Raw genomic sequence first — 19,608 nt, 5'->3', positions numbered from 1 at the left:
ACTCCGGCAGGCGAGGTGGGTCTCCGGAGGCCACGGTTCAGGCGATCACGGCGATCACGGCGATCACCGGTGCCGTGGTGCCGGAGGGCGCCTCGGTGGCCGGTCCGACCCAGGCCACCGACCGGCCCGTGGCGACGAGCTTCCCGCGCCCGCCTCGGCCGCCACCGGGCGAAGAAGGCGCGCTCCTACCGGGACTCTCCCATGAGCGCGGCGAGCACCGCCGGAGGCAGTTCGCCGGGCTGACGGGGCACACCGGCCTCGCCGAGGACCTGGACGGCGTGTTCCGCGGGGAGCAGGGCGAGCCAGTCGAGGACGGCGGCCCGGTGGGCGTCGGCGGTCAGTTCGCCGTGCACCCTGAGCCTGGCCAGGCCGCCGTCGGGGAAGACGTCGAGACGGACGTGCGTCACGGGGGCGGCGGAGACCGGGCGGAAGAAGTGGCGCGTGTCCGGCTGCAGCCTGGTCCTGGGGATCAGGTCGAACCACTCGGTGTCCTCGCCGGGACGATCGGAGTCGGTCCCCCTCAGCGTGGCCCAGCCCGCCGCGTTGCCGACGAAGTACGACGTGTCGATCTCCACCCGGCGGACCCGCCCCCGGGCCGCGAGCCTGATCGACACGTGGTCGTTGCCGCCGTCGCGACGGCGGGCGTTCTCCCAGCCGTCGCCCATGGTCGCGGCCCTGCCGGGCAGCAGCAGTTGCACCGGCGAGGAGTAGAAGGTGTTCGAGCAGTCGATCACCGATCCGCCGTTCTCCAGCGCGGCCAGGTCGATCGTGCCGTCCAGGAGACGGGGGTCCGGCACGGGCTCGCCGTACACCCGGAACCGGGCCACCCCGCCGTCGGGGTAGATGCTCAGCCGGACGTGGGTCCAGCGTCGTGGGTCCGTCACCTCGAAGGCGTTCTCGGCGTCGCCCTCGATCGCGCTCCTGCCGACGATCGTCTCCCAGGTCGCCTGTTCGAGCTCGGCCGGTGACGGCGCTCCTTCGACGCTGGTCGCCTCGACCGAGGCGTAGGGCGGGTAGTTGCCCCTGAACCAGGCGGTGTCGATCACCACGCCGCGCACCACGCCGGGGACGCCGAGCCGGATGATCGCGTGGTCGTTCCCCGGCTCGCGGCGGCGCCGGGTCTCCCAGCCGTCGTACACCTTGCCCTTGTGGCCGAAGTCCTCCGTCGAGAACACCGAGGGACCGGGCTTGATCAGGTTCTCGCGTTCGGCGAACAACTCGTCGTTGGCGTACACGACGCTGCCGGCCAGCGCGCGGGAGGCCAGGTCGGGAAGGTGGGTGAAGGTCATGCCTCTCCTCGGTTGAGCAGCCGGCCCTGCGGCGGGCCGTCGATGTCGATCCGTACGCCGCGCAGCCAGGTGCCGCGGACCACGCCGGTGAGCTCGCGGCCGTGGTAGGGCGTGACGGGGTTGCGGTGGTGCAGCCGGTCCCTGTCGACCGTGAACACCTGGTCGGGGGCGAACACGCAGAAGTCGGCCTGGTGGCCCGGTGCGATCCGTCCCTTGCGGGACAGACCGGCCACCCTCGCGGGGCCCTCGGCCATCCAGCGCGCCACGTCGGTCAGGGTGTGGCCGCGACGCCTGGCCTCGGTCCACACGGCGGGCAGGCCGAGCTGCAGCGACGCGATGCCGCCCCAGGCCGCGCCGAAGTCCCCGGTGTCGAACCGCTTGAGCTCCGGTGTGCACGGCGAGTGGTCGGAGACCACGCAGTCGACGGTGCCGTCGGCGAGACCCCGCCAGAGCGACTCGCGGTTGGGCTCCTCGCGGATCGGCGGGCAGCACTTGAACTGGGTGGCCCCCTCGGCGATCTCCTCCGCGGTGAACGTCAGATAGTGCGGGCAGGTCTCCACGGTGATCCGGACGCCGTCGTCCCGGGCCGAGCGGATCATCGGCAGCGCGTCCGAGCTGGACAGGTGCAGGATGTGCACCCGGCAGCCGGTCGTGCGGGCCAGTTCGATGACGCGTGCGATCGCGAGGTTCTCCGCGCCACGGGGCCGGGAGCGCAGGAAGTCCCGGTAGCTCGCGCCGTGCGCCGCCGGGGCGTGATCGATCACGTGCGGGTCCTCGGCGTGCACGATCATCAGCGCGTCGAACGTCCGGATCTCCCTGAGCGCGTCCGTCAGCTCGTCCGGCTCAAGGTGGGGGAACTCCTCCACACCGGAGTGCAGCAGGAAACACTTGAACCCGAACACCCCGGCGTCGTGGAGTCCGCGCAGCTCACGCAGGTTGCCCGGTACGGCACCGCCCCAGAGGCCGACGTCGACGAGTACCCGCCCCTCGGCGGACTCCCGCTTCACCCGCAACGCGGCCGTGTCGACGGTCGGCGGGAGGCTGTTCAGCGGCATGTCGACGATCGTCGTGACGCCACCGGCCGCGGCGGCCCGGGTGGCGGTCGCGAACCCCTCCCACTCGCTCCGGCCGGGGTCGTTCACGTGCACGTGGCTGTCCACGAGACCGGGCAGCAGCACCTCGTCGTCGCCGAGTTCGACGACCTCGGCGGCGTCGAGATCCGTGTCCGGCGGTTCGACCGCGACGATCGTCCCGTTCCGCACGCCGACGCCGCACGCCCTCTCCCCGGCGGGGGTGACGACGCGACGGGCACGGAACAGCAGGTCAAGCCCGGCCATCAGAAGGCATCCCCGGTGTGGACCGGCCATCCGGTCACGGTCTTGGGGCGCGGTTTCGCGTAGGTTCGCACCTTGCTCGTGGTGAGGCCGAGCCGGACGAGCCCCTCGGCGAGGGCGACCGCGGCGGCGACGCCGTCCACGACCGGCACCCCGGTGGCGGCGGTGATCTCCCGGTCGAGACCGGCCATCCCCCCGCATCCGAGGCAGATCACCTCGGCCCGGTCGTCCTCGACGGCCCTGCGGGCCTGGGCGACGATCGCGCCGACGGCCCGGCCGGGGTCCTCGTCGAGTTCGAGGACCGAAAGCCCGCCGGCCCGGACCGACGCGCACCGGCCGGTCAGCCCGGCGAGCCGCAGCCTGTCCTCGATCTGCGGCACGGCGCGGTCGAGGGTGGTGACGACCGAGTAGGTGCGCCCGATCAGCATCGCGACCTGCGCGGCGGCCTCGGTGATGTCCACCACGGGGACGTCGAGCAGTTCCTGGAGCCCCTCGCGGCCGTGCTCGCCGTACCCGGCCTGGATCACCGCGTCGTACGGCTCGGCGTACCGGACGACCCGGTCCATCACCGCGACCGCGGCCAGGTAGCTCTCGAAGTTCCCCTCGACCGACTCGGGCCCGAACGACGGGGTGAGGCCGACGATCTCGACGCCCGGCGACGCGTACGCCGCCGCCTGGGCACGGATCGTCTCGGTCATCGACCGGGTGGTGTTCACGTTCACGATCAGGATGCGCATGACGGCCCACCTCGTACGGCCCGCAGTTCGGCGGGGGTGACGCCGGTGAGGTCGCGCAGTTCGGCCTCGCCGACGGCGCCGCAGTCGAGGCCCCGGGCGAGGAACCCGGCCATCGCCCTGGCGGTCGCGGGCTCGTCGAGGAAGCCGGACTCCCGGCGTTCGAGATAGCCGCGCAGCCGGGCCGCCGCGCCCGGCAGCCCCTCCCTGAAGAAGGCGTAGACGGCGGCGTACCGGCTGGGCAGCTGGGCCGGATGCAGGTCCCAGCCCTGGTGGACGCCGTCCTCAAGGGCACGCCGTACCAGGCGCGCGTGCAGCCTCCAGGCGGCGCGGACCGTGTCGCCGTCGCCGACCGGGAGCACGTTGGTCGAGCCGTCGCAGACGCGTACGCCGGTGCCCGCGGCGGCGACCCGCATGACGGCCTTGGCGTGGTCGGCGACCGGGTGCTCCACGCTCTGGTGGGCGGCCGAGACCCCGAGTGCCGCCGAGTAGTCGTAGGTGCCGTAGTGCAGGCCCGTGCAGCGCCCGGCCGAGGCGTGGATCATCGGCGCCAGCGGCGAGACGCCGTCCACGCCCATGATCGCCTGTGGTGTCTCCACCTGGATCTCGAACCGCAGGCTCCCGTGCGGCAGCCCGTGGGCGGCCTCCAGCCGTTCGGCGGTCAGCGTCATCGCCTCCACCTGTTCGACGGAGGTCACCTTCGGGAGCGTGACGACGAAGCCGCCGGGCGGCGGGCCGAGGGCCTCCAGGAAGATCGCCAGGGTGCGCAGGCCGCGCCGCCGGGTCGGCGCCTCGAAGCTCTTGAACCGGATTCCGCAGAAGGGCGTGCCGTCACCGGAGGCGAGGGCCTTGGCGGCGGTCCGGGCGGTCGCGTCCTCCTCGGCGTCCGGGCGGTCGCCGTAACCGTCCTCGAAGTCGATCCTCAGGTCCTCGACCGGTTCGCGCTCCAGCTTGGCCAGGACCAGGTCGTAGACCTCCGCCGCCGTCCCCGGCGGCAGGCCGAGCGCGTCGGCGAACTCCTCGGCGGTCCGGCCGTGCGCGGCCAGCGCCGTCCGGGCCCGCTCGCCCCACGTCCGTACGGTGTCCGGGGTGTAGCGGTCGGCCGGGACGTAGACGGTGTGCACCGGCTGCCTGCCGGTCGGCTCGCCGGGGTAGGCCGTGCGCAGCCGTTCGTCCGCCGCCGCCAGCCGGACATCCAGCTCGGCGGAAAGCTCGGCGGCGAGGCCGGTGGTGAGGTCGGGGCCGTTCACGATCCGGCCTGGATGATCCGGCCGTCACGGACCACGACCTGGGGGATCGGCCGGTCCACCACGGCCTGGGCCGTGGACTCGGCGCGGACCAGGACGAAGGTGGCGGGGTCGCCGGGCTGGAACCTGACCGGTTCGAGACCGAGCAGGGCGGCGCCCCCGTGCGCCGCGACCTCGTAGCACGCGGCCAGTTCCTCGTCGGTACGGGCGTCGGTGCGGTAGGCGAGCAGGTGCGCACGGTTGATCATGTCACCGTCGCCGAACGGCGTCCACGGGTCCCGCACCCCGTCGGATCCGAGGCCGACCGGCACCCCGGCCTCGCGCAGCGGCCCGACGGGCGGGATCGGGGACGCGCCGAGCGCGCAGGTGGTCAATGAGACTCCTGCTTCGAACAGCGTCTCGGCGAGGTCCTCGCGGCCCTCCAGGCAGAAGGCGTGGCTGATCGTGGTCGGCACCCCGCTGGACCTCGCCCTGCGGGCGATCTCGACCACCTGCGCGACACCCTCCTCGCCGCGGTCGTGCAGGTGGATGTCGACGGGTACGGCGTGCCGCTCGGCCATGCCGTACAGCAGGTCGAGGTGGCCGTGCAGGTCGCCGTCGACGCCCACGGGGTCGAGCCCGCCGACGATGTCGGCGCCCTCCCGCAGTGACCGCTCCATCAGCTCCGCCGTCCCCGGCGCCGTGAGCAGGCCGAGCTGGGGGAAGGCGACGATCTGCACGTCCAGCAGGTCCCCGCGCGCCTGGGCGGCCTCCCGCACGCCGTGCACGTTGCTCAGCCCGTACACCGGGGCGACGTCCACGTGCGCCCGCCACGCCCGGGTGCCACGGGCGATCGCGCTGTCCATGAGCGCCCCGGCCCGCTCGGCGACCGGCGCGGTCATCCCGGCCCGTGCCGCGACGTCGCCCTCGATCAGGTCACGCAGCGTCCCGGCCGGGGTACGGCTCAGCCAGGGCTGCCCCCAGGTGGTCTTGTCGGGGTGGATGTGCGCGTCGACCGGGGCGGGCAGGGCGAGCAGCCCGCCGCAGTCCACCACCTCGCAGTCCTCGGTTCTGCGTTCGAGGGGGACGACGCGACCGTCCTCGACCAGGACGTCGTGGGGGCGGACATGGGTGAACAGAATCTGAGCCATACCGGCTGATCCCCTTAACCTGAGGGCGACAGTGTCCTAGAATTATCAGACATCAGATGATTAGAGAAGCAGAGGAAGAATGCGCCACGTGGGCCGGACCTCCCTCGTCGACTCCGCCATCCACGAGCTCCGCCAGGAGATCGCGAACGGCGTCTGGCCGGTCGGCACCAAGATCCCCACAGAGGGGCGGCTGGCCGAGACCCTGGGCGTGAGCAGGCTCTCGGTGCGCGAGGCCGTCCGCGTCCTCGTCCACGCCGGCCTGCTCGCCACCCGTCAGGGCGACGGAACCTACGTCACCGCGACCGACGAGAACGAGGTCGCCCTCAGGCGCCGCCTGGACCGCGCGGCCACCATGGACATCATCGACGTACGGCGCGGCCTGGACCTCGTGGCGGCCAGGCTCGCCGCCGAACGACGCGAACCGGCCGACCTCGACGCGCTGCGGGAGACGCTGGAACGGCGCACCGCCGCCCACGAGGCCGCCGACCTCGACGCGTTCGCCGACGCCGACGTTGACTTCCACCTGGCCGTCGCCGCGGCCTCGCACAACCCCGTGCTGCTGGACCTGTACCGGGGCATGAGCGAGGCGGTGCGCGAAACGGTCCGCCGCGACCAGTGCATGGAACACGCCGTGCTCGACGCCGACTCCACCCACCGGGACCTGTACCGGGCGATCGAGGCGGGCGACGCGGCGGGCGCGGTCACGATCGCGCTCGCCATCCTCAACGAGCAGGAGAACGATCTCTGAAGCGCCTCAGGGGAGCCTGATCAGGCGCCGCTCGACGGCGGCGGTCACCGCGGCCGTACGCGTGTCCACGCCGAGCTTGCCGTAGATGTGCACCAGGTGGGTCTTGACCGTCGCCTCGGTGATGAAGAGCCGCCTGGCGATCTCCCGGTTGCCCGCGCCGCTCGCCAGCAGCTCCAGGATCTCCACCTCCCGGGCGCTCAGCGCCGGGCCGGGGTCGCGCATCCGCCTCATCATCCGGGCCGCGACCTTGGCGGACAGCACCGACTCGCCCTTGGCCGCGGCCCTGATGCCCTGGAACAGCTCCTCCGGCGGACACGCCTTGAGCAGGTAACCGGTGGCCCCGGCGTCGACGGCCCGCATGATGTCCGCGTCGGTCTCGTACGTCGTCAGCACCAGGACCTGCGGCGGAGTGGGCAGCTCCCGGATCCGCCGGGTGGCCTCGACCCCGTCGACGCCGTCGCCGAGCTGCAGGTCCATGAGCACGACGTCCGGGGAGCTCATGGCGACACCCCGCAGTGCCTCGTCCCCACCGGCGGCCTCGCCGACGACCTCCATGTCGGGCTCGCCGCCGAGCAGCGCCACCAGCCCCGCCCGGACCACCGGATGGTCGTCGACCAGAAACAGCCTCATCGCTCCTCCTCCCCGTCTCGTGCCCGCGCGCCGGTCGGGACCGTGGCCGCGATCCCCGTTCCCTCGCCGGGGACGCTCTCGACGACCAGGACGCCGTTCACCTCCGCCATCCTGTCGCGCATCGCCCGCAGCCCGTATCCCCGGCCCGGCGCGGGGGCCGGGGCGTCGAACCCGGCGCCGTCGTCGAAGACGTCCAGCGTGACCTCACCGTCGAGGTAGGACAGGGTCACCATGGCAGTGCCCGCGCGGGAGTGGTCGCGGACGTTGGCCAGCGCCCCCTGCGCCACCCGCAGCAACGCCGCCTGCACCTCGGGCTCCAGCGGGTACTGCTCGCCCTCCTGACGGAAACGCACGTCAGGCCCGGTGCCGTTCCCGGTGTCCGCGCAGAGCCTGGCCAGGGCCTCGGGCAGCGAGGCCTCGACCAGGCCCGGGGGCTGGAGGTCGCGGACGAAGCGCCGGGCCTCGTCGAGGTTCTCCGCGGCCGCTGCCGCCGCCCGCCGTACGTGGGCGCGGGCCAGCTCGGGGTCGGAGGCCCACATGCGGTCGGCGGCCTGCAGAAGGATGCCCATGCTGGTGAGCCCCTGGGCGAGGGTGTCGTGGATCTCCCTGGCCAGCCGCTCGCGCTCCTCCAGGACGCCGGTACGGTGCCGGGAGTCGGCCAGCGTTCCCCGGGTGCTGATCAGGTCGTCGATGAGGAGCTGCCGGGCGGCGCTCTCCCGCTGGAGCTCCCAGAAGATCACCGCGGTCATGGCGGCGATGCCGATCGGCGCGAGGATCAGGCTGAGATCGAACTCCCGCGCGATCTTGAGCTGGGCCGCGATCACGACCAGCGTGAGGGCGGCCGCGGCCACCGCGAAACCACGCGCGTTCAGCGATCGCAGGCACAGGAAGAGCAGGGGGACCGCGCACCAGCTGAACGACGGCGCGAGCACCACGAGCACGAGCCAGACCGCCGCCACTCCCGCCAGCCAGACGACGCGCCCGCGTCCGAGGCGGTTCCAGAGGACGACGCCCGCCGTGTAGGTCAGGGCCAGGAGACCGCCGACGACCAGCGAGGCGACGGTCCGCGTCCCCATGTCGTGCCGGGACACCAGCCGCAGGGCGGAGGCGGCGAGCAGCAGGTAGAACCCCGCGTGCATGGCCCAGTTGAGCCAGATACGTTCCCTCATCACCCTCCTTGTCTGGTCTTTCTCGACGTTATCCCCTGGCGAGGATCGGCCCGAGCGGTACGGCCACGCGTCAACCGATCGGTTGACTTCTCCCTCGACCCTTCGGCGTCCGGGAACCGCCCATGCTTGCGATGGCCGGGAACGCCGTCTCCGGAAGCCTTGGGTGTGCAAGGTTCCACCGACCCGCACCTGGAGAAACCAATGACAGTCCGTTCCGCGCGTCCCCGCCTGGTCGTCGGCTCCCTCGCGGGGCTCGCCATCATGGCGGGCACCCTCGGTTTCGCCGCCGCCTCCCCCGCGCAGGCCGCCCCCGCCAAGAACGGGCAGGCCGTCGTGCAGACCGACGTGCTCTCCGCCGACGCCGCCCTGACGATCGCCGACGCCGCGATGAAGGAGGCCGCCAGGCGGAAGCAGCGTGTCACGGTGGTGATCGTCGACCGGTCCGGCGTGACCCGCCTGGTGCTGAAGGGCGACGGCGCGGGCCCGCAGACCGAGGAGTCGGCGCGGCGCAAGGCCTTCACCGCGGTCTCCTTCGGTAAGACGACAAGTGAGCTTGGCAAGGGCGTGACCGGCGGCGGCCCGAACATCGCCGACATTCCGGGCACTCTTTTCCTCGGCGGCGGTGTTCCCGTGGTCTCCGGCGGCGCGCCCGTCGCGGGCATCGGTGTCGGCGGCGCGCCGAGCGGCGACATCGACGAGGCCATCGCCCAGGAGGGCCTCAAGGCCGTCGCCGGTCGGCTCCGCTGACCGACCCGTCCCGCCCCGCCGGGCCGGACGTCGTCGGGGGCCGGGAGTCGAGGCAGGGGACCAGGAGGTCAGGGATCCGGGAGGCCGGAGGTCGGGAGACCGGGTATCGGAAGCAGGGGAGAGGGACGATGTGGATGAGGCGCCGGGCGATCCTGCTCTCCGGACTCGGCCTGCTGGCCGCTGCCTGCGGCGGCCGTACGGTGAGTCGCACGGTGAAAGGGGAGAAGGTGCTCAACGATGAACTGCTGACGCGCGCCGCGCGAGGCGACGTCGCGGGTGTCCGGGACGCGCTCACCTCCGGGGCCGACGTCGGGGCCCGCGACGGGCTCCGCCGTACGGCACTGCTGCTCGCCGTGGCGGGCGACCACGTGGAGGTCGCCGAACTGCTGATCGCGGCCGGCGCGGACCCGAACGCGCTGGACTCCAGGCACGACACCCCCTGGCTGGTCACGGGCGTGACCGGAAGCGTCGCGATGCTCAGGACCCTTCTGCCCGGCAGGCCCGACCTGACCATACGCAACCGCTACGGGGGCGTCTCCCTGATCCCCGCCTGTGAGCGTGGGCACGTGGACTATGTCCGGGAGGTGCTGAAGACCGGCATCAAGGTCGATCACGTCAACGACCTCGGCTGGACCGGCCTGCTTGAGGCGATCATCCTCGGCGACGGCGGCCGGCCCTACCAGGAGATCGTCCGCCTGCTCATCGCGGCGGGCGCCGACGTCGACCTCGGTGACCGCGAGGGCGTCACCCCACTCGCCCACGCGGTCTCCAGGAGGCAGACCGCGGTGGCCGGCCTGCTCCGCGCCGCCGGAGCGCACTGACGGCTCAGGAGGAGTGGGCCTCAAGGGTGGGCCAGGTGCCGTCCTCGGTGAACTGCTGCGCCCAGTAGTACGGGTTCACCTCGCGAAGGGTGCGAACGCCCCATCCCGCCGGGCTGGAGTCGTCGGGCACACCGACCTGCACGTCGGGCCCCCACAGGGCCAGGCGCTCCTGGCAGACGCCACAGGGAGGAAGAAAGAGGACGCGGTCCCGCGCGGACTCCCGGAAGACGCACACGGAGGCGGTGATCCTCTTGTTGAGCGTGTAGGCCTGGCAGAAGGCCCCGGTCTCATGACACAGGGAAACCCCGCCGTTGAAGTTGTCCAGGCCGACGCTGGTGATGATCTGCCCGTCCTCCAGGTAGACGGCCGCGGCGCCCCCCGGTTCGTCGGCGGGCCAGCGCCGTTCCATCTGCGCGACGGCCGCGTCCACAAGGGCTTGATCAAGTCGCATCCGGTGTCTCCCGTTGTAGAACAGGCCTCCACGATACGAGGCGCGGGCCACGGGAGGCGTCCCGTGGCCCGCGCGTTCACCGGCCCTCGGTTCCGGCCAGAAGGTCGTTCCGGCCGAAGGTCAGCAGGTCAGGGGGTCAGGATGTCGTCGATGGCGGCGTGCAGGTTGGGCTGCGGGCCGATGTGGCGGGGGTCGCTCGCGGGCTGTCCCGTTCCGGTGAGCTTGAGGGTGTCGCGGGCCTGGACGGGGGTGAGCACGCCGCCGTTGGCCTTGGCCACGCCCTGCAGGGAGGCGACGGTTCCGGCGATGATGGCGCTGGCGCTTGAGGTACCGCTGAACCTGCCGGAGTAGATCTTGTTGGGGTTGGTCTCCGAGGGAGTCAGGTCGTTCGCCAAGGGGACGCCCAGCGTCGCGACGCAGGCGCCGTAGGCCTGGAGGTCGACGCGGGAGCCGTACGTGGAGAAGGACATCGCGGTCCGCTCGGCGGGCGGGGCCGAGCCGAGGCAGTTGGTGCCGCCGGGGCTGGGGGGCGCTCCGGCGCCGACGATGATGGCGCCCGAGTCGGGGCGGCCCATGATGACGGCGGAGTAGGGGTCCAGGGGATCGTCGAGGTTGCTGCTCGCGTTGCCCCCCGCCTCGACCACGGTCACTCCGGCGGCGACGGCCAGGACGATCTGGTCGTAGACGCTGCTGTCGTACTCCCAGGGGTAGTGCTTGTACGCCTCGGGTTCGGCACCGAACTCGAAGAGCATGACGTCGCCCGGCTGGGAGTGGGCGGTGGTGTAGGCGACGGGGTCGGGGATCGCGTTGCCGGTCAGGTGCAGGGTGGCGTGCGGCGCGATGCCCGCCATGCCGACGCCGTTGTCGTCCTGGGCGCCGATGATCCCGGCGACGGCGGTGCCGTGGTAGATCGTGCCGGCGTCGGTGGAGCACGGGTCACCGAACGCGGACGGCAGCTGGACGATCTGACCCGCCGCGACGCGTCCCGCGAGGTCCTCGTGGCAGAGGTTCCAGCGGTTGGCCACTCCGCTCAGCTGGGTCGGGGTGATGTGGGTGGTGGTGGTGCCGTCGCCCAGCTGGCCGGTGCCGTTGACGCCCCAGGTGAAGAACGACGAGCCGGCCTTGCCGATGTTGTGGGTACGGCCCGCCGCGACCCATTCCAGGGAGGGGGAGATCGCGGTGGGGGAGGGACGGTCGGCGGTGGTGCCGTCGCCGAGCTGTCCCTGGGCGTTGTCGCCCCAGGCGTAGGTGGTCGAGGTGAGCGAGGAGGTGGTGGCGAGGCTGTGCAGGGCTCCGGCCGAGACGTCGCTGACGTTGGTCAGGCCGGGGACGGCGACCGGGGTCTTGCGGTCCACGGTGGTGCCGTCGCCGAGCTGTCCCTGGTCGTTGTCCCCCCAGGCCTTGACGGTGCCGTCGTTGAGGACGGCCAGGGTGTGGTAGCCCCGGCTGCTGATCAGCCTGACGTCGGTCAGGCCGGTGACGGCGGCCGGGGTGGTGCGGTTGGTCGTGGTGCCGTCGCCCAGCTGGCCGGTGCCGTTGCCGCCCCAGGCCTTGACGGTGCCGTCGTTGATGAGCGCCACGGAGTGGCCGTAGCCCGCCGCGATTCCACCGGTCGAGGTGATGACGCCGGTGAGGCCGGGGACGGCGATGGCGACGGGGGAGTCGGAGCCGGCGTAGCCGAGTTGTCCCTGGCTGTTGTCGCCCCAGGCGCGTACGGTGCCGTCGGTCAGGACGGCCAGGGCGTGGTTGGGGCCGACGCTGATGCTCGCGGCGTTGTAGATCCCGGCGACCTGCACCGGGACGGAGCTGTCGGTCAGGGTGCCGTTACCGAGCTGTCCCTGGCTGTTGTCACCCCACGCCCACACGGTGCCGTCGCTCTTCCTCGCCACGGAGAAGTCGTTGCCCGCGGCGACGGACATGAAGTTGTTCAGGCCGGGGACCTGCACCGGGATCTTCCTGGCCGCGGTGTCCCCGGTGCCGAGCTGTCCCTGGCTGTTGTCACCCCAGGCCCAGACATGGCCGAGGGAGTCCAGCATCAGCGAGTGGTCGTCTCCGGCGGAGATCGTCTGCCCGCCGTAGGCGGGGATGATCGTGGACTGGACCTCGATGTCGGTGACGGTGATGCCGTCGCCCTTGCCACCCGTCTGGGTGTGGGCGTACTCGGCGTCCACCCCGCCGCCCGACACCGAGGTGGCCGAGTTGAGGTACTTCTGATGGGAGCGCAGCGGTTCCGAGAAGGAGCGGACGTTCGGCTTGGCCTGGGCGATCTCCACCGAGGGCAGGGCGTTGAGGTCCTTCAGCAGGCCCTCGACGCCGCTCTTGGGGGCGGTGACGACGAACCAGGAGTTGAGGTCGGGCAGTTGCCTGCCGGTCTTCCTCTCCAGCTGGAGGCGCTGCTCGGTGGTCTTCGTCTCGGAGGTCGAGGACAGGGGCCTGATGGAGGCGTCCTTGTACTTGGCCAGGACCTTCTGGATGTCCGCGGTGTCTCCGGAGTCCTTGGCGACCAGGCCCTGCCCGCGCAGCCGTACGGCGAGGCCGGGCTTGAACTTCACCGAGAGCTGGGTCGTGGAGAAGCCCTTGGGCAGGGGGGCGTGGGTGCCCGGGGCGGTGCCCTTGTCCTTGCTGTGGTCGTAGGCCGGGGCGGGCTCGGCCGAGGCGGGATTCGCGGCGACCACGCCGGACAGCGCGCCGACGGCCACGGAGAGCAGGGCCGCGGTGAGCCACCGTGACCGTGGTCCTCCGTGACCCCGGGTGGCGGAGTGAGTTGGCACCGAATTCTCCTCTTCTCGTCGTCCTCTGGGGTGCGCGGGTGCCGCCCGGCGTTCGTGACTTTGGGCGTGCGGGCACGCCGAATGGCGCGTTTCCCGCGCGATGGGTTTGTTGTGGGACCAAGGGAGCCGACGGGTCAGCATAGGCCGATCACATGTGTGAAAATCAACTGTGAATTTGATTTGCACGATTGGCTTCCGGGTGGATGCGCAGCGTCATTGTGCTGGCTGTTGTCGCAGGAAATTGGCTGTGCACCGGCTTGACAACGCCGATTTCGCGTCGTAGGGAATCCATTGGGCCGATGGAGATCGGCGCGTTTCTGCGAAGAGGTTGGAATTCGAAATTTCCCGATGCGTTCCGTCCTGTGGAAATGATTCTGACGGCTTTTCCCGTCACGCGGAACGCTTCCTCGGGCGTGGGTTGACGACCGGTCCGCCGATCCGGCGCGGAATCCGCTTCGGGTGTGGGTCACGCCCTCCGGTCGTTCCCGTCGAACAACCTGTCCAGGTGCAGGTCGATCGCGGCGAGCGCGTCCCGGGGTTCGATCACGTTCAGTTCGATCAGGGGGGTGAGGCCGGTGAGGGCGAGGAGCAGGTTGGTCTCGGTCGCCGGGTCGCGGCCGGGGGCGATGTGCCCGTCGGCGATCGCATGGCGGACCAGCCGTTCGACAAGGGCCCGTCCCCGGGTGAGGCCGTGACGCGCCTGCTCGTGGACGGCCTCGTCGTGCAGTGCCTCCAGGACGTAGGCGGTGCTCATCCGGCTGGTCGCACGGGCGTCGGCGTGCAGGGGGAGCATCTCCATGAGCGTCAGTCGCAGCACGTCACGGGGGTGCGGGTGGTCGCCGAGCTTTTCGAGGCCCTGGGCGACGCGTAGCGAGGTCCGCTCGGACGCGAAGTCCATGGCGAAGGAGAGCATGGCGGTCCGGGAGGCGAAGTAGTGCTGCAGCTGCCCGAGGGAGATGCCCGCCTCCTGCGCCACCACGCGCAGCGTCAGGTGTGTGACGCCGCGCTGCTCCACGACCCGCCACAACGCGCGGGCGATCGCCTCGCGGCGTTCACGGTGATCCACCTGTTTCGGCATCGCCGTTCCCTCCCTCGTGTCCCGGAGTCTTTCCAATACAGTTGACATAATACAGGTGACCTATAATCCTGGGCCCGCTCAGGGAAGGAGACGTCATGTCTGGACAGCCGAGGGTGCGGACCACGGAGGGCCCGGTGCGCGGGCTCTGGCGGCAGGGGCACGCGGTGTTCCGCGGCATCCCCTACGCCCGGCCTCCGGTGGGGGAGCTCCGCTTCGCCGCGCCGGCCCCGCCGGACCGCTGGGAGGGGACGAGGCAGGCGACGGAGTTCGGTCCCGTGGTTCCGCTGTCCCTGCCGGTCGACGTGGGCCCGCAGCGGGGCACGGACTGGCTGACGCTCAACGTCGGCACTCCGGACCCGGGCGCGGCGGGACTGCCGGTGCTGGTGTGGCTGCCCGTGGGCGGCTACGTCACGGCGATGTCGAGCGACCCGATGTACGACCCGGCGGCGCTGGCAGAGGCGGGACTCGTCGTGGTGACCGTCAACTGCCGCGTGGGCGCGGAGGGGTTCGCGTTCCTCGACGACGCGCCGCCCAACCGCGGATTCCTCGACCAGATCGCGGCACTGGAATGGGTGCGGCGGAACATCGCCGCCTTCGGAGGCGACCCCGACCAGGTCACCGTGGCCGGACAGTCCGCCGGGGCGGGGTCGGTCGCCGCCCTCCTGACGATGAAACCGGCGCGCGGCCTGTTCCGGCGGGCCATCGCCCACTCGGTGCCGGGACTGCACAGCACCCCCGCGCTGGCACGGCGGATCACCGCCGCGCTCGCGGACCGGTTCGGGGCGGCGGCCCCCACCGCCGCGGCCCTGCGCGACGTCGACCCCTGGCACCTGGCCGCGGAGCTCACCTCCTTCAACGCCGGTCTCCACGCGCACCGGGAGAGCTGGGGGCGGATCACGGGAACCGGCACCTCCCTGTGCCCCGTCGTCGACGGTGAGGTCCTTCCCGAGACGCCCTGGCCCGCGCTGACCGGCGCGCGCGCGAGCGGGGCCGAACTGCTCGTCGGCCACACCCGGGACGAGTTCCGGCTGTTCAGCGTCATGGGCGGACGGCGGGGCACCTTCACCGAGCAGGACGCCCGCACGGCACTGGAACTGCTCGCCCCCCAGCCGCACGGCGCGCAGGCGTACCGCGCCGCGTTCGCGCAGGCCGGCCCCGAGGAACTGGTGGAGGCGGTGTACTCCGACGCGCTCTTCCGCATGCCGTCGCAGAAGCTCGCCGAGGCGAACGCCGCGGCGGGCGGCACCTCGTACCTGTTCGAGCTGCGCTGGAGCGCTCCGGCCCTCGGCGGTGCCCTGGGCGCCTGTCACAGCCTCGACGTCCCCCTGGCGTTCGGCACCCTGGACAGCCCCGTCGGCACACAGCTCCTCGGCGACGAGCCCGCCCCCGAGGCCGTCGCTCTCTCCCGCGAGCTGAAGGAGGCGTGGATCCGCTTCGCCACCACCGGTGACGCGGGGTGGGCCGCCCACCGGCCCGACCGGCGGCTCACCCGCGTCCTGGACGCCCCGTCGGAGACCCTGCCCTACCCGGAGCAGACCTCCCGCCGGATCTGGGAGGACCACTTCCCGGCCCCCTTCGACCTCCCGTAGACGCCGCGGCGCCTGCCCGATCATCGGTCGAATTCTCCTGTGATGAGCCACATGGGGGGATCTGTCCGAAAATCGTGGACGGCGGTTTGCGATGATCGTCGGGTGAACCCCCATCCTTCAGGAATCGACCAGGTGCCGGTACGGGAACGGACGCGCCGTTTTCTTGAGAGTTCCCTCCTGCAGCGGGCCGTGGTCGCGGTCATCGTGATCAACGCGATCACGATCGGCTGTGAGACGTCCTCCTACCTCGTCGATCACGTCGGCGGACTGCTCCACGTCGTCGACAGGATCGCCCTGGCGGTCTTCGCCGTCGAACTGGCCGCCCGGCTGTACGCCTACCGTGGGGCCTTCTTCCGCGACCCGTGGAACTGGTTCGACACGATCATCGTGGGCGTCGCGCTGGTTCCCGCCTCGGGCCCGACCTCGATACTGCGCACCCTGCGGATCCTGCGCGCGTTACGCCTGGTGTCGGCCGTACCCAGCATGCGCAACGTCGTCAACGCCCTGCTGTCCGCCATCCCCGGCATGCTGTCGATCGTCGGCCTGCTCGTTCTGGTCATGTACGTCTCGGCGGTCCTGGCGACACAGCTGTTCGGAGGGATCGCCCCGGAGTACTTCGGCGAGCTGCCCACCTCGCTGTTCACCCTGTTCCAGGTCATGACCGGTGAGGCGTGGCCGGACATCGCCGAGAGGGTCATGGGGCGGGAACCGTGGGCGTGGGTGTTCTTCGTCGGCTACATCCTCATGACGACCTTCGTGGTGCTGAACCTGTTGATCGCCGTCGTGGTCAACGCGATGGACGACCAGAACACCTCGACGGAGGAACAGCGGACCGAGGACCGGCTGGCAGCCATCGCCGAGGACCTGGCCCGGCTGCACGCCAAAATCGACACGATGCATTCCTCCAGGAACGACCACCACACGGCACTTTGACCGCTCCCGGGTCCGGGCCGGACGGCCGATCCTCGTTCAGACTCCCCTGCTGATGGCCGCCGGCGCCTGTGGAACGGGCTGGGCGAGGATGGCCTCCACCTCCTTGGCGGTGAGGTCACCGCACTCGCGGAGAATGTCCAGGGCGGCGCGCCACCGCGCACGCGCGAGGTCGGACTCACCGAGGTCGTGCAGGGCCTGTGCCAGTCCCCACAGTTGCTCGGCCTCACCGGAACGGTTGCCGGTCTCGCGGATGACCCTCAGGCTGTCCTGGTAGCGGTCGAGGGACTCGCGGATCCGGCCGGCCAGCCGTACGGACCGGGCGAGGTTGCCCAGGATGAGGCCGAGACGATACCGGTCGCCCAGGGTCCGGAATATCCCGGCGGCCTCCTCGTGCGCCACGATCGCCTGATCGTGGTCACCGATGCGCTGGTGGACGAGACCCAGATTGGACAGGGCCCGAGCCTGCCCGTTGGAGTCCCCGACCTCCTGGAACAGCAGGATGCTGCGTTCGTGGCAGCGCACCGCCTCCGGCAGGTCGCCGCGCAGGCGTGCGACGAGGCCCAGGTTGTTCAGGGCGCGGGCCATCTGGTGCCGGTCACCGATCTTCTCCCACTGCCGGAGGGCGAGATCGAACTCGGCGAGGCTCTCGTCCAACCGGCCGGTGTTGCCGTACGCCATGCCCAGCAGATTGTGGGCCCGTGCCTCAAGGACCCGCCGGTCGCCGTCGCGGGCGGTCCTGACCGCGATGGAACTCAGCCGGATCAGCTCCGTCCAGCGGTCGCGGACCACCAGCGCCGGATAGGCCTCCAGGGCGAGCAGGGCGATGTCGGCGGTCAGGTCGTCGGAACCGGCCAGTTCGTCCATGATCATCGGCAGATGGGGGGCCACGAAGTCGATCCAGGCACTCGCTTCGGAGCGGTCGTCGAACGCGAAACCGGAGGGATGGGCCGGCGGCGGTCCGTTCGTGAGCGCGGAGGCCTCCTCCGGGTCCAGCAGGAGGGCGGCCTGTTGGGTGAGGGCCAGGTAGTGATCCAGCACCCGGCGTCGCGTGGCGCTCCACCCGGCGGTGTCGGCCCGCACGCGGGCCTGCTCGCGGGCGTAGAGCCGGACCACGTCGTGCATCCGGTAACGGCCGGGAACGGGCGAGTCGATGAGGCGGGCGTCGACGAGCTGTTCCAGGACGGCTTCTGCGGCGGCCCAGGGCAGGCCGGCGAGCGAGGCCGCCAGCGGCAGGTCGAGCTCGGTCACGCCGACCATCGCGAGAGATGCGAAGACCCGCGCTCCCTCCTCACTCGTCTCCCGCAGACTCACCGCGAGGCTCGCCCGCGCGCTCAGCTCACCGGCCTGCAGTTCGTTCAGGCGCCGGTGCTCCTCGGCCAGCCGGTCGGCGATCACCCGGATCGACCAGCTCGGACGGGCCGCCAGCCTGGCGGCCACGATGCGCAGCAGGAGCGGAAGGCGTTCGCAGAACCCGACGACGTCGCCGGCGGCCGTCGGGTCCGCGACCACCCGGCCCGCACCCGCCAGCCGCTCCAGCAACGTCACCGCCTCCTCCTGGGCCAGCGGCTCCAGGTGCACGAACTCGGCTCCGTCCAGGGTGGACAGCACGCTCCTGCTGGTCACGACCGTCACACATCCGCGTTCCGCGGGCAGCAGCGGACGGACCTGCTCGGCGGAGAAGGCGTCGTCGAGCACCAGCAGCAGGCGCCGCCCCGCCAGCACCGAGCGCCACAGCGCGCTCGCCGCCCCTGTTTCGCCGGGCACATCCGTGCCCGCCACACCGAGCTGGGGGAGCCACTGGACGAGGACGTCGTACGGCGTCAGCGGCGCTCCCGCGGCAGACGCGCCCTGCAGGTTGACGTAGAGCTGCCCGTCGGGGAACCCGTGCGCCATCCGATGGCTCGCATGAAGCGCCAGCGCGGACTTCCCGACTCCGGCGACTCCGTCGACGGCCACCACGTGGGCGTGCCGGGGCTCGCCGGGATCCAGCATTCCGCAGAGGACCTTCACCTCCAGGTCCCGGCCGGTGAACATCGGCGGCGGTGCCGGAAGTTGCCGCGGCACCGGAGTGGGCGCGGGGTGGGCGCCGGTCGTGGGGGAGTCGGCGGGAGACGGTACGGCGATGGCCGGATCAGCGGTGAGGATCTGCTGATGGAGGTGCCGCAGCTCCGGGCCCGGGTCGATACCGAGATCATCCGCCAACCGGCTCCGGAGGTCCCGGTAGTGGTTCAGGGCGTCGGCGGGACGGCCGCAGCGGTACAGGGCCAGCATGAGCTGACCGGCCAGGCGCTCGTCCAACGGATGTTCCCTGGTGCGGGCGGCCAGCTCGAAGGGCATTTCCGCGTGCCGTCCGAGCCGCAGCAGGACATCGCCCAGATCCAGCTCGGCGGCGAACCGTTCCCTTCCCAGGGACTCGCGTACGGAGTTGAACCACGGGGTGTCCAGGGAGGCGAAGAGCTCTCCCCGCCACAGGCCGAGCGCCTGCTCCAGCAGGGAGGCGGCGGTGCCGTCGTCATCGGCCGTGCGGGCCCGGGCGGTCAGGTCGCGAAAACGGTGCAGGTCCACGGTGGAGGCGTCGACCGCGAGGACGTAGCCGCCGGAGGCCCGCGAAAGACGCGCCTCACCGGCGACCGGAGCCAGTGCCTGACGCAGGCGGGACACGTAGCTGTACAGGGTTCCCTCAGCCCGTTGGGGAGAACGCTCGCCCCACACCCGGTCCACCAGCTGCTCGACCGATGTCACCCGGTTCGCATCGATCAGCAGCGCCGCCAGCACGGATCGCTGCCGGGCGTGGCCCAGCTCGATCGGCCGACCGTCGGCTCGCGCCTCGACGCCACCGAACAAGCCGAACTCCACGGCCATTCCGTTCACCTTTCCAGCGGGAATTCCGGCCCGGGACAGCCGGTCGGACCAGCCGGTTCAAGGTTGGCCCAAGGT

Annotated in this window: 16 protein-coding genes; 5 read left to right on the top strand and 11 right to left on the bottom strand. The window is 71.6% G+C overall.

Annotated features, from left to right (window positions below; translation table 11 throughout):
* Nucleotides 1-185: 185 nt before the first annotated feature.
* The 5 genes from alc to ACIBVQ_RS23745 are packed head-to-tail and all read right to left on the bottom strand — an operon-like array spanning nucleotide 186 to nucleotide 5,734.
* Nucleotides 186-1,289, bottom strand: a complete 1,104-nt coding sequence (gene alc / locus ACIBVQ_RS23765; protein ID WP_399179966.1) for an allantoicase — start codon at nucleotides 1,287-1,289, stop codon at nucleotides 186-188.
* Nucleotides 1,286-2,626 (bottom strand): allantoinase AllB, encoded by a 1,341-nt coding sequence (gene allB, locus ACIBVQ_RS23760; RefSeq protein ID WP_399179964.1) that lies wholly within the window; start codon nucleotides 2,624-2,626, stop codon nucleotides 1,286-1,288. The genes alc and allB overlap by 4 nt, the downstream gene beginning before the upstream one ends.
* Nucleotides 2,626-3,360: an aspartate/glutamate racemase family protein gene (locus tag ACIBVQ_RS23755; RefSeq protein WP_399179962.1), complete on the bottom strand. Its 735-nt coding sequence runs from the start codon at nucleotides 3,358-3,360 to the stop codon at nucleotides 2,626-2,628. Before ACIBVQ_RS23755 ends, allB begins: the two co-directional genes overlap by 1 nt.
* On the bottom strand, nucleotides 3,348-4,607 hold the full coding sequence (locus tag ACIBVQ_RS23750; RefSeq protein WP_399179960.1) for a DUF6986 family protein: 1,260 nt from the start codon (nucleotides 4,605-4,607) through the stop codon (nucleotides 3,348-3,350). Before ACIBVQ_RS23750 ends, ACIBVQ_RS23755 begins: the two co-directional genes overlap by 13 nt.
* Nucleotides 4,604-5,734: an amidohydrolase family protein gene (locus ACIBVQ_RS23745; protein ID WP_399179958.1), complete on the bottom strand. Its 1,131-nt coding sequence runs from the start codon at nucleotides 5,732-5,734 to the stop codon at nucleotides 4,604-4,606. The genes ACIBVQ_RS23750 and ACIBVQ_RS23745 overlap by 4 nt, the downstream gene beginning before the upstream one ends.
* A gap of 79 nt (nucleotides 5,735-5,813) precedes the next feature.
* On the opposite strand from ACIBVQ_RS23745, the gene ACIBVQ_RS23740 reads away from it, so the two are divergent.
* Nucleotides 5,814-6,482 (top strand): FCD domain-containing protein, encoded by a 669-nt coding sequence (locus ACIBVQ_RS23740; RefSeq protein WP_352015687.1) that lies wholly within the window; start codon nucleotides 5,814-5,816, stop codon nucleotides 6,480-6,482.
* 6 nt (nucleotides 6,483-6,488) lie between these two features.
* On the opposite strand, the gene ACIBVQ_RS23735 is transcribed toward ACIBVQ_RS23740, so the two are convergent.
* Nucleotides 6,489-7,112, bottom strand: coding sequence for a response regulator (locus ACIBVQ_RS23735; RefSeq protein WP_399179956.1), 624 nt, complete (start codon nucleotides 7,110-7,112; stop codon nucleotides 6,489-6,491).
* Complete coding sequence (locus tag ACIBVQ_RS23730) at nucleotides 7,109-8,281, bottom strand: sensor histidine kinase (protein WP_399179954.1); 1,173 nt, start codon at nucleotides 8,279-8,281, stop codon at nucleotides 7,109-7,111. The genes ACIBVQ_RS23735 and ACIBVQ_RS23730 overlap by 4 nt, the downstream gene beginning before the upstream one ends.
* Before the next feature lie 201 nt (nucleotides 8,282-8,482).
* Here ACIBVQ_RS23730 and ACIBVQ_RS23725 point away from each other — a divergent pair, with 201 nt between their 5' ends.
* Together ACIBVQ_RS23725 and ACIBVQ_RS23720 are read left to right on the top strand one after the other, a co-directional pair.
* Complete coding sequence (locus ACIBVQ_RS23725; RefSeq protein WP_399179952.1) at nucleotides 8,483-9,028, top strand: heme-binding protein; 546 nt, start codon at nucleotides 8,483-8,485, stop codon at nucleotides 9,026-9,028.
* Between the two features lie 128 nt (nucleotides 9,029-9,156).
* On the top strand, nucleotides 9,157-9,849 hold the full coding sequence (locus ACIBVQ_RS23720; protein ID WP_399179950.1) for an ankyrin repeat domain-containing protein: 693 nt from the start codon (nucleotides 9,157-9,159) through the stop codon (nucleotides 9,847-9,849).
* A 4-nt stretch (nucleotides 9,850-9,853) separates the two neighbouring features.
* Here the strand turns inward: ACIBVQ_RS23720 and ACIBVQ_RS23715 are convergent, their stop codons facing one another.
* The 3 genes from ACIBVQ_RS23715 to ACIBVQ_RS23705 all read right to left on the bottom strand — a co-directional run bounded on the left by ACIBVQ_RS23715 (nucleotide 9,854) and on the right by ACIBVQ_RS23705 (nucleotide 14,149).
* The gene (locus tag ACIBVQ_RS23715; RefSeq protein ID WP_352015692.1) at nucleotides 9,854-10,300 is read right to left on the bottom strand and encodes a cytidine deaminase; all 447 of its coding nucleotides are present in this window, start codon (nucleotides 10,298-10,300) and stop codon (nucleotides 9,854-9,856) included.
* A 128-nt stretch (nucleotides 10,301-10,428) separates the two neighbouring features.
* Nucleotides 10,429-13,071 (bottom strand): S8 family serine peptidase, encoded by a 2,643-nt coding sequence (locus tag ACIBVQ_RS23710; RefSeq protein WP_399179948.1) that lies wholly within the window; start codon nucleotides 13,069-13,071, stop codon nucleotides 10,429-10,431.
* Between the two features lie 466 nt (nucleotides 13,072-13,537).
* Nucleotides 13,538-14,149 carry a TetR family transcriptional regulator C-terminal domain-containing protein gene (locus tag ACIBVQ_RS23705; RefSeq protein WP_352015694.1) on the bottom strand — a complete coding sequence of 204 codons (612 nt, stop codon included), beginning with the start codon at nucleotides 14,147-14,149 and terminating at the stop codon, nucleotides 13,538-13,540.
* 95 nt (nucleotides 14,150-14,244) lie between these two features.
* Here ACIBVQ_RS23705 and ACIBVQ_RS23700 point away from each other — a divergent pair, with 95 nt between their 5' ends.
* The gene (locus ACIBVQ_RS23700) at nucleotides 14,245-15,738 is read left to right on the top strand and encodes a carboxylesterase/lipase family protein (RefSeq protein ID WP_399179946.1); all 1,494 of its coding nucleotides are present in this window, start codon (nucleotides 14,245-14,247) and stop codon (nucleotides 15,736-15,738) included.
* A gap of 102 nt (nucleotides 15,739-15,840) precedes the next feature.
* Nucleotides 15,841-16,671, top strand: coding sequence for an ion transporter (locus ACIBVQ_RS23695; protein WP_362779962.1), 831 nt, complete (start codon nucleotides 15,841-15,843; stop codon nucleotides 16,669-16,671).
* Between the two features lie 36 nt (nucleotides 16,672-16,707).
* On the opposite strand, the gene ACIBVQ_RS23690 is transcribed toward ACIBVQ_RS23695, so the two are convergent.
* Entirely contained in the window at nucleotides 16,708-19,533 is a 2,826-nt protein-coding gene (locus tag ACIBVQ_RS23690; RefSeq protein ID WP_399179944.1) for a BTAD domain-containing putative transcriptional regulator, read from the bottom strand.
* Nucleotides 19,534-19,608: the final 75 nt, after the last annotated feature.

The organism is Streptosporangium sp. NPDC049376 (assembly GCF_044466505.1).
Lineage (GTDB): Bacteria > Actinomycetota > Actinomycetes > Streptosporangiales > Streptosporangiaceae > Streptosporangium.
This window is presented reverse-complemented; position numbering and strand designations above follow the sequence as displayed.

Bases quoted from the DNA above. Each gene is read 5' to 3' on its own strand.
- ACIBVQ_RS23755 (WP_399179962.1), bottom strand. From the start codon at position 3,360: ATGCGCATCCTGATCGTGAACGTGAACACCACCCGGTCGATGACCGAG.
- ACIBVQ_RS23700 (WP_399179946.1), top strand. From the start codon at position 14,245: ATGTCTGGACAGCCGAGGGTGCGGACCACGGAGGGCCCGGTGCGCGGG.
- ACIBVQ_RS23715 (WP_352015692.1), bottom strand. From the start codon at position 10,300: ATGCGACTTGATCAAGCCCTTGTGGACGCGGCCGTCGCGCAGATGGAA.
- allB (WP_399179964.1), bottom strand. From the start codon at position 2,626: ATGGCCGGGCTTGACCTGCTGTTCCGTGCCCGTCGCGTCGTCACCCCC.
- ACIBVQ_RS23725 (WP_399179952.1), top strand. From the start codon at position 8,483: ATGACAGTCCGTTCCGCGCGTCCCCGCCTGGTCGTCGGCTCCCTCGCG.
- alc (WP_399179966.1), bottom strand. From the start codon at position 1,289: ATGACCTTCACCCACCTTCCCGACCTGGCCTCCCGCGCGCTGGCCGGC.
- ACIBVQ_RS23720 (WP_399179950.1), top strand. From the start codon at position 9,157: ATGTGGATGAGGCGCCGGGCGATCCTGCTCTCCGGACTCGGCCTGCTG.
- ACIBVQ_RS23740 (WP_352015687.1), top strand. From the start codon at position 5,814: ATGCGCCACGTGGGCCGGACCTCCCTCGTCGACTCCGCCATCCACGAG.
- ACIBVQ_RS23745 (WP_399179958.1), bottom strand. From the start codon at position 5,734: ATGGCTCAGATTCTGTTCACCCATGTCCGCCCCCACGACGTCCTGGTC.
- ACIBVQ_RS23730 (WP_399179954.1), bottom strand. From the start codon at position 8,281: ATGAGGGAACGTATCTGGCTCAACTGGGCCATGCACGCGGGGTTCTAC.
- ACIBVQ_RS23690 (WP_399179944.1), bottom strand. From the start codon at position 19,533: ATGGCCGTGGAGTTCGGCTTGTTCGGTGGCGTCGAGGCGCGAGCCGAC.
- ACIBVQ_RS23735 (WP_399179956.1), bottom strand. From the start codon at position 7,112: ATGAGGCTGTTTCTGGTCGACGACCATCCGGTGGTCCGGGCGGGGCTG.
- ACIBVQ_RS23705 (WP_352015694.1), bottom strand. From the start codon at position 14,149: ATGCCGAAACAGGTGGATCACCGTGAACGCCGCGAGGCGATCGCCCGC.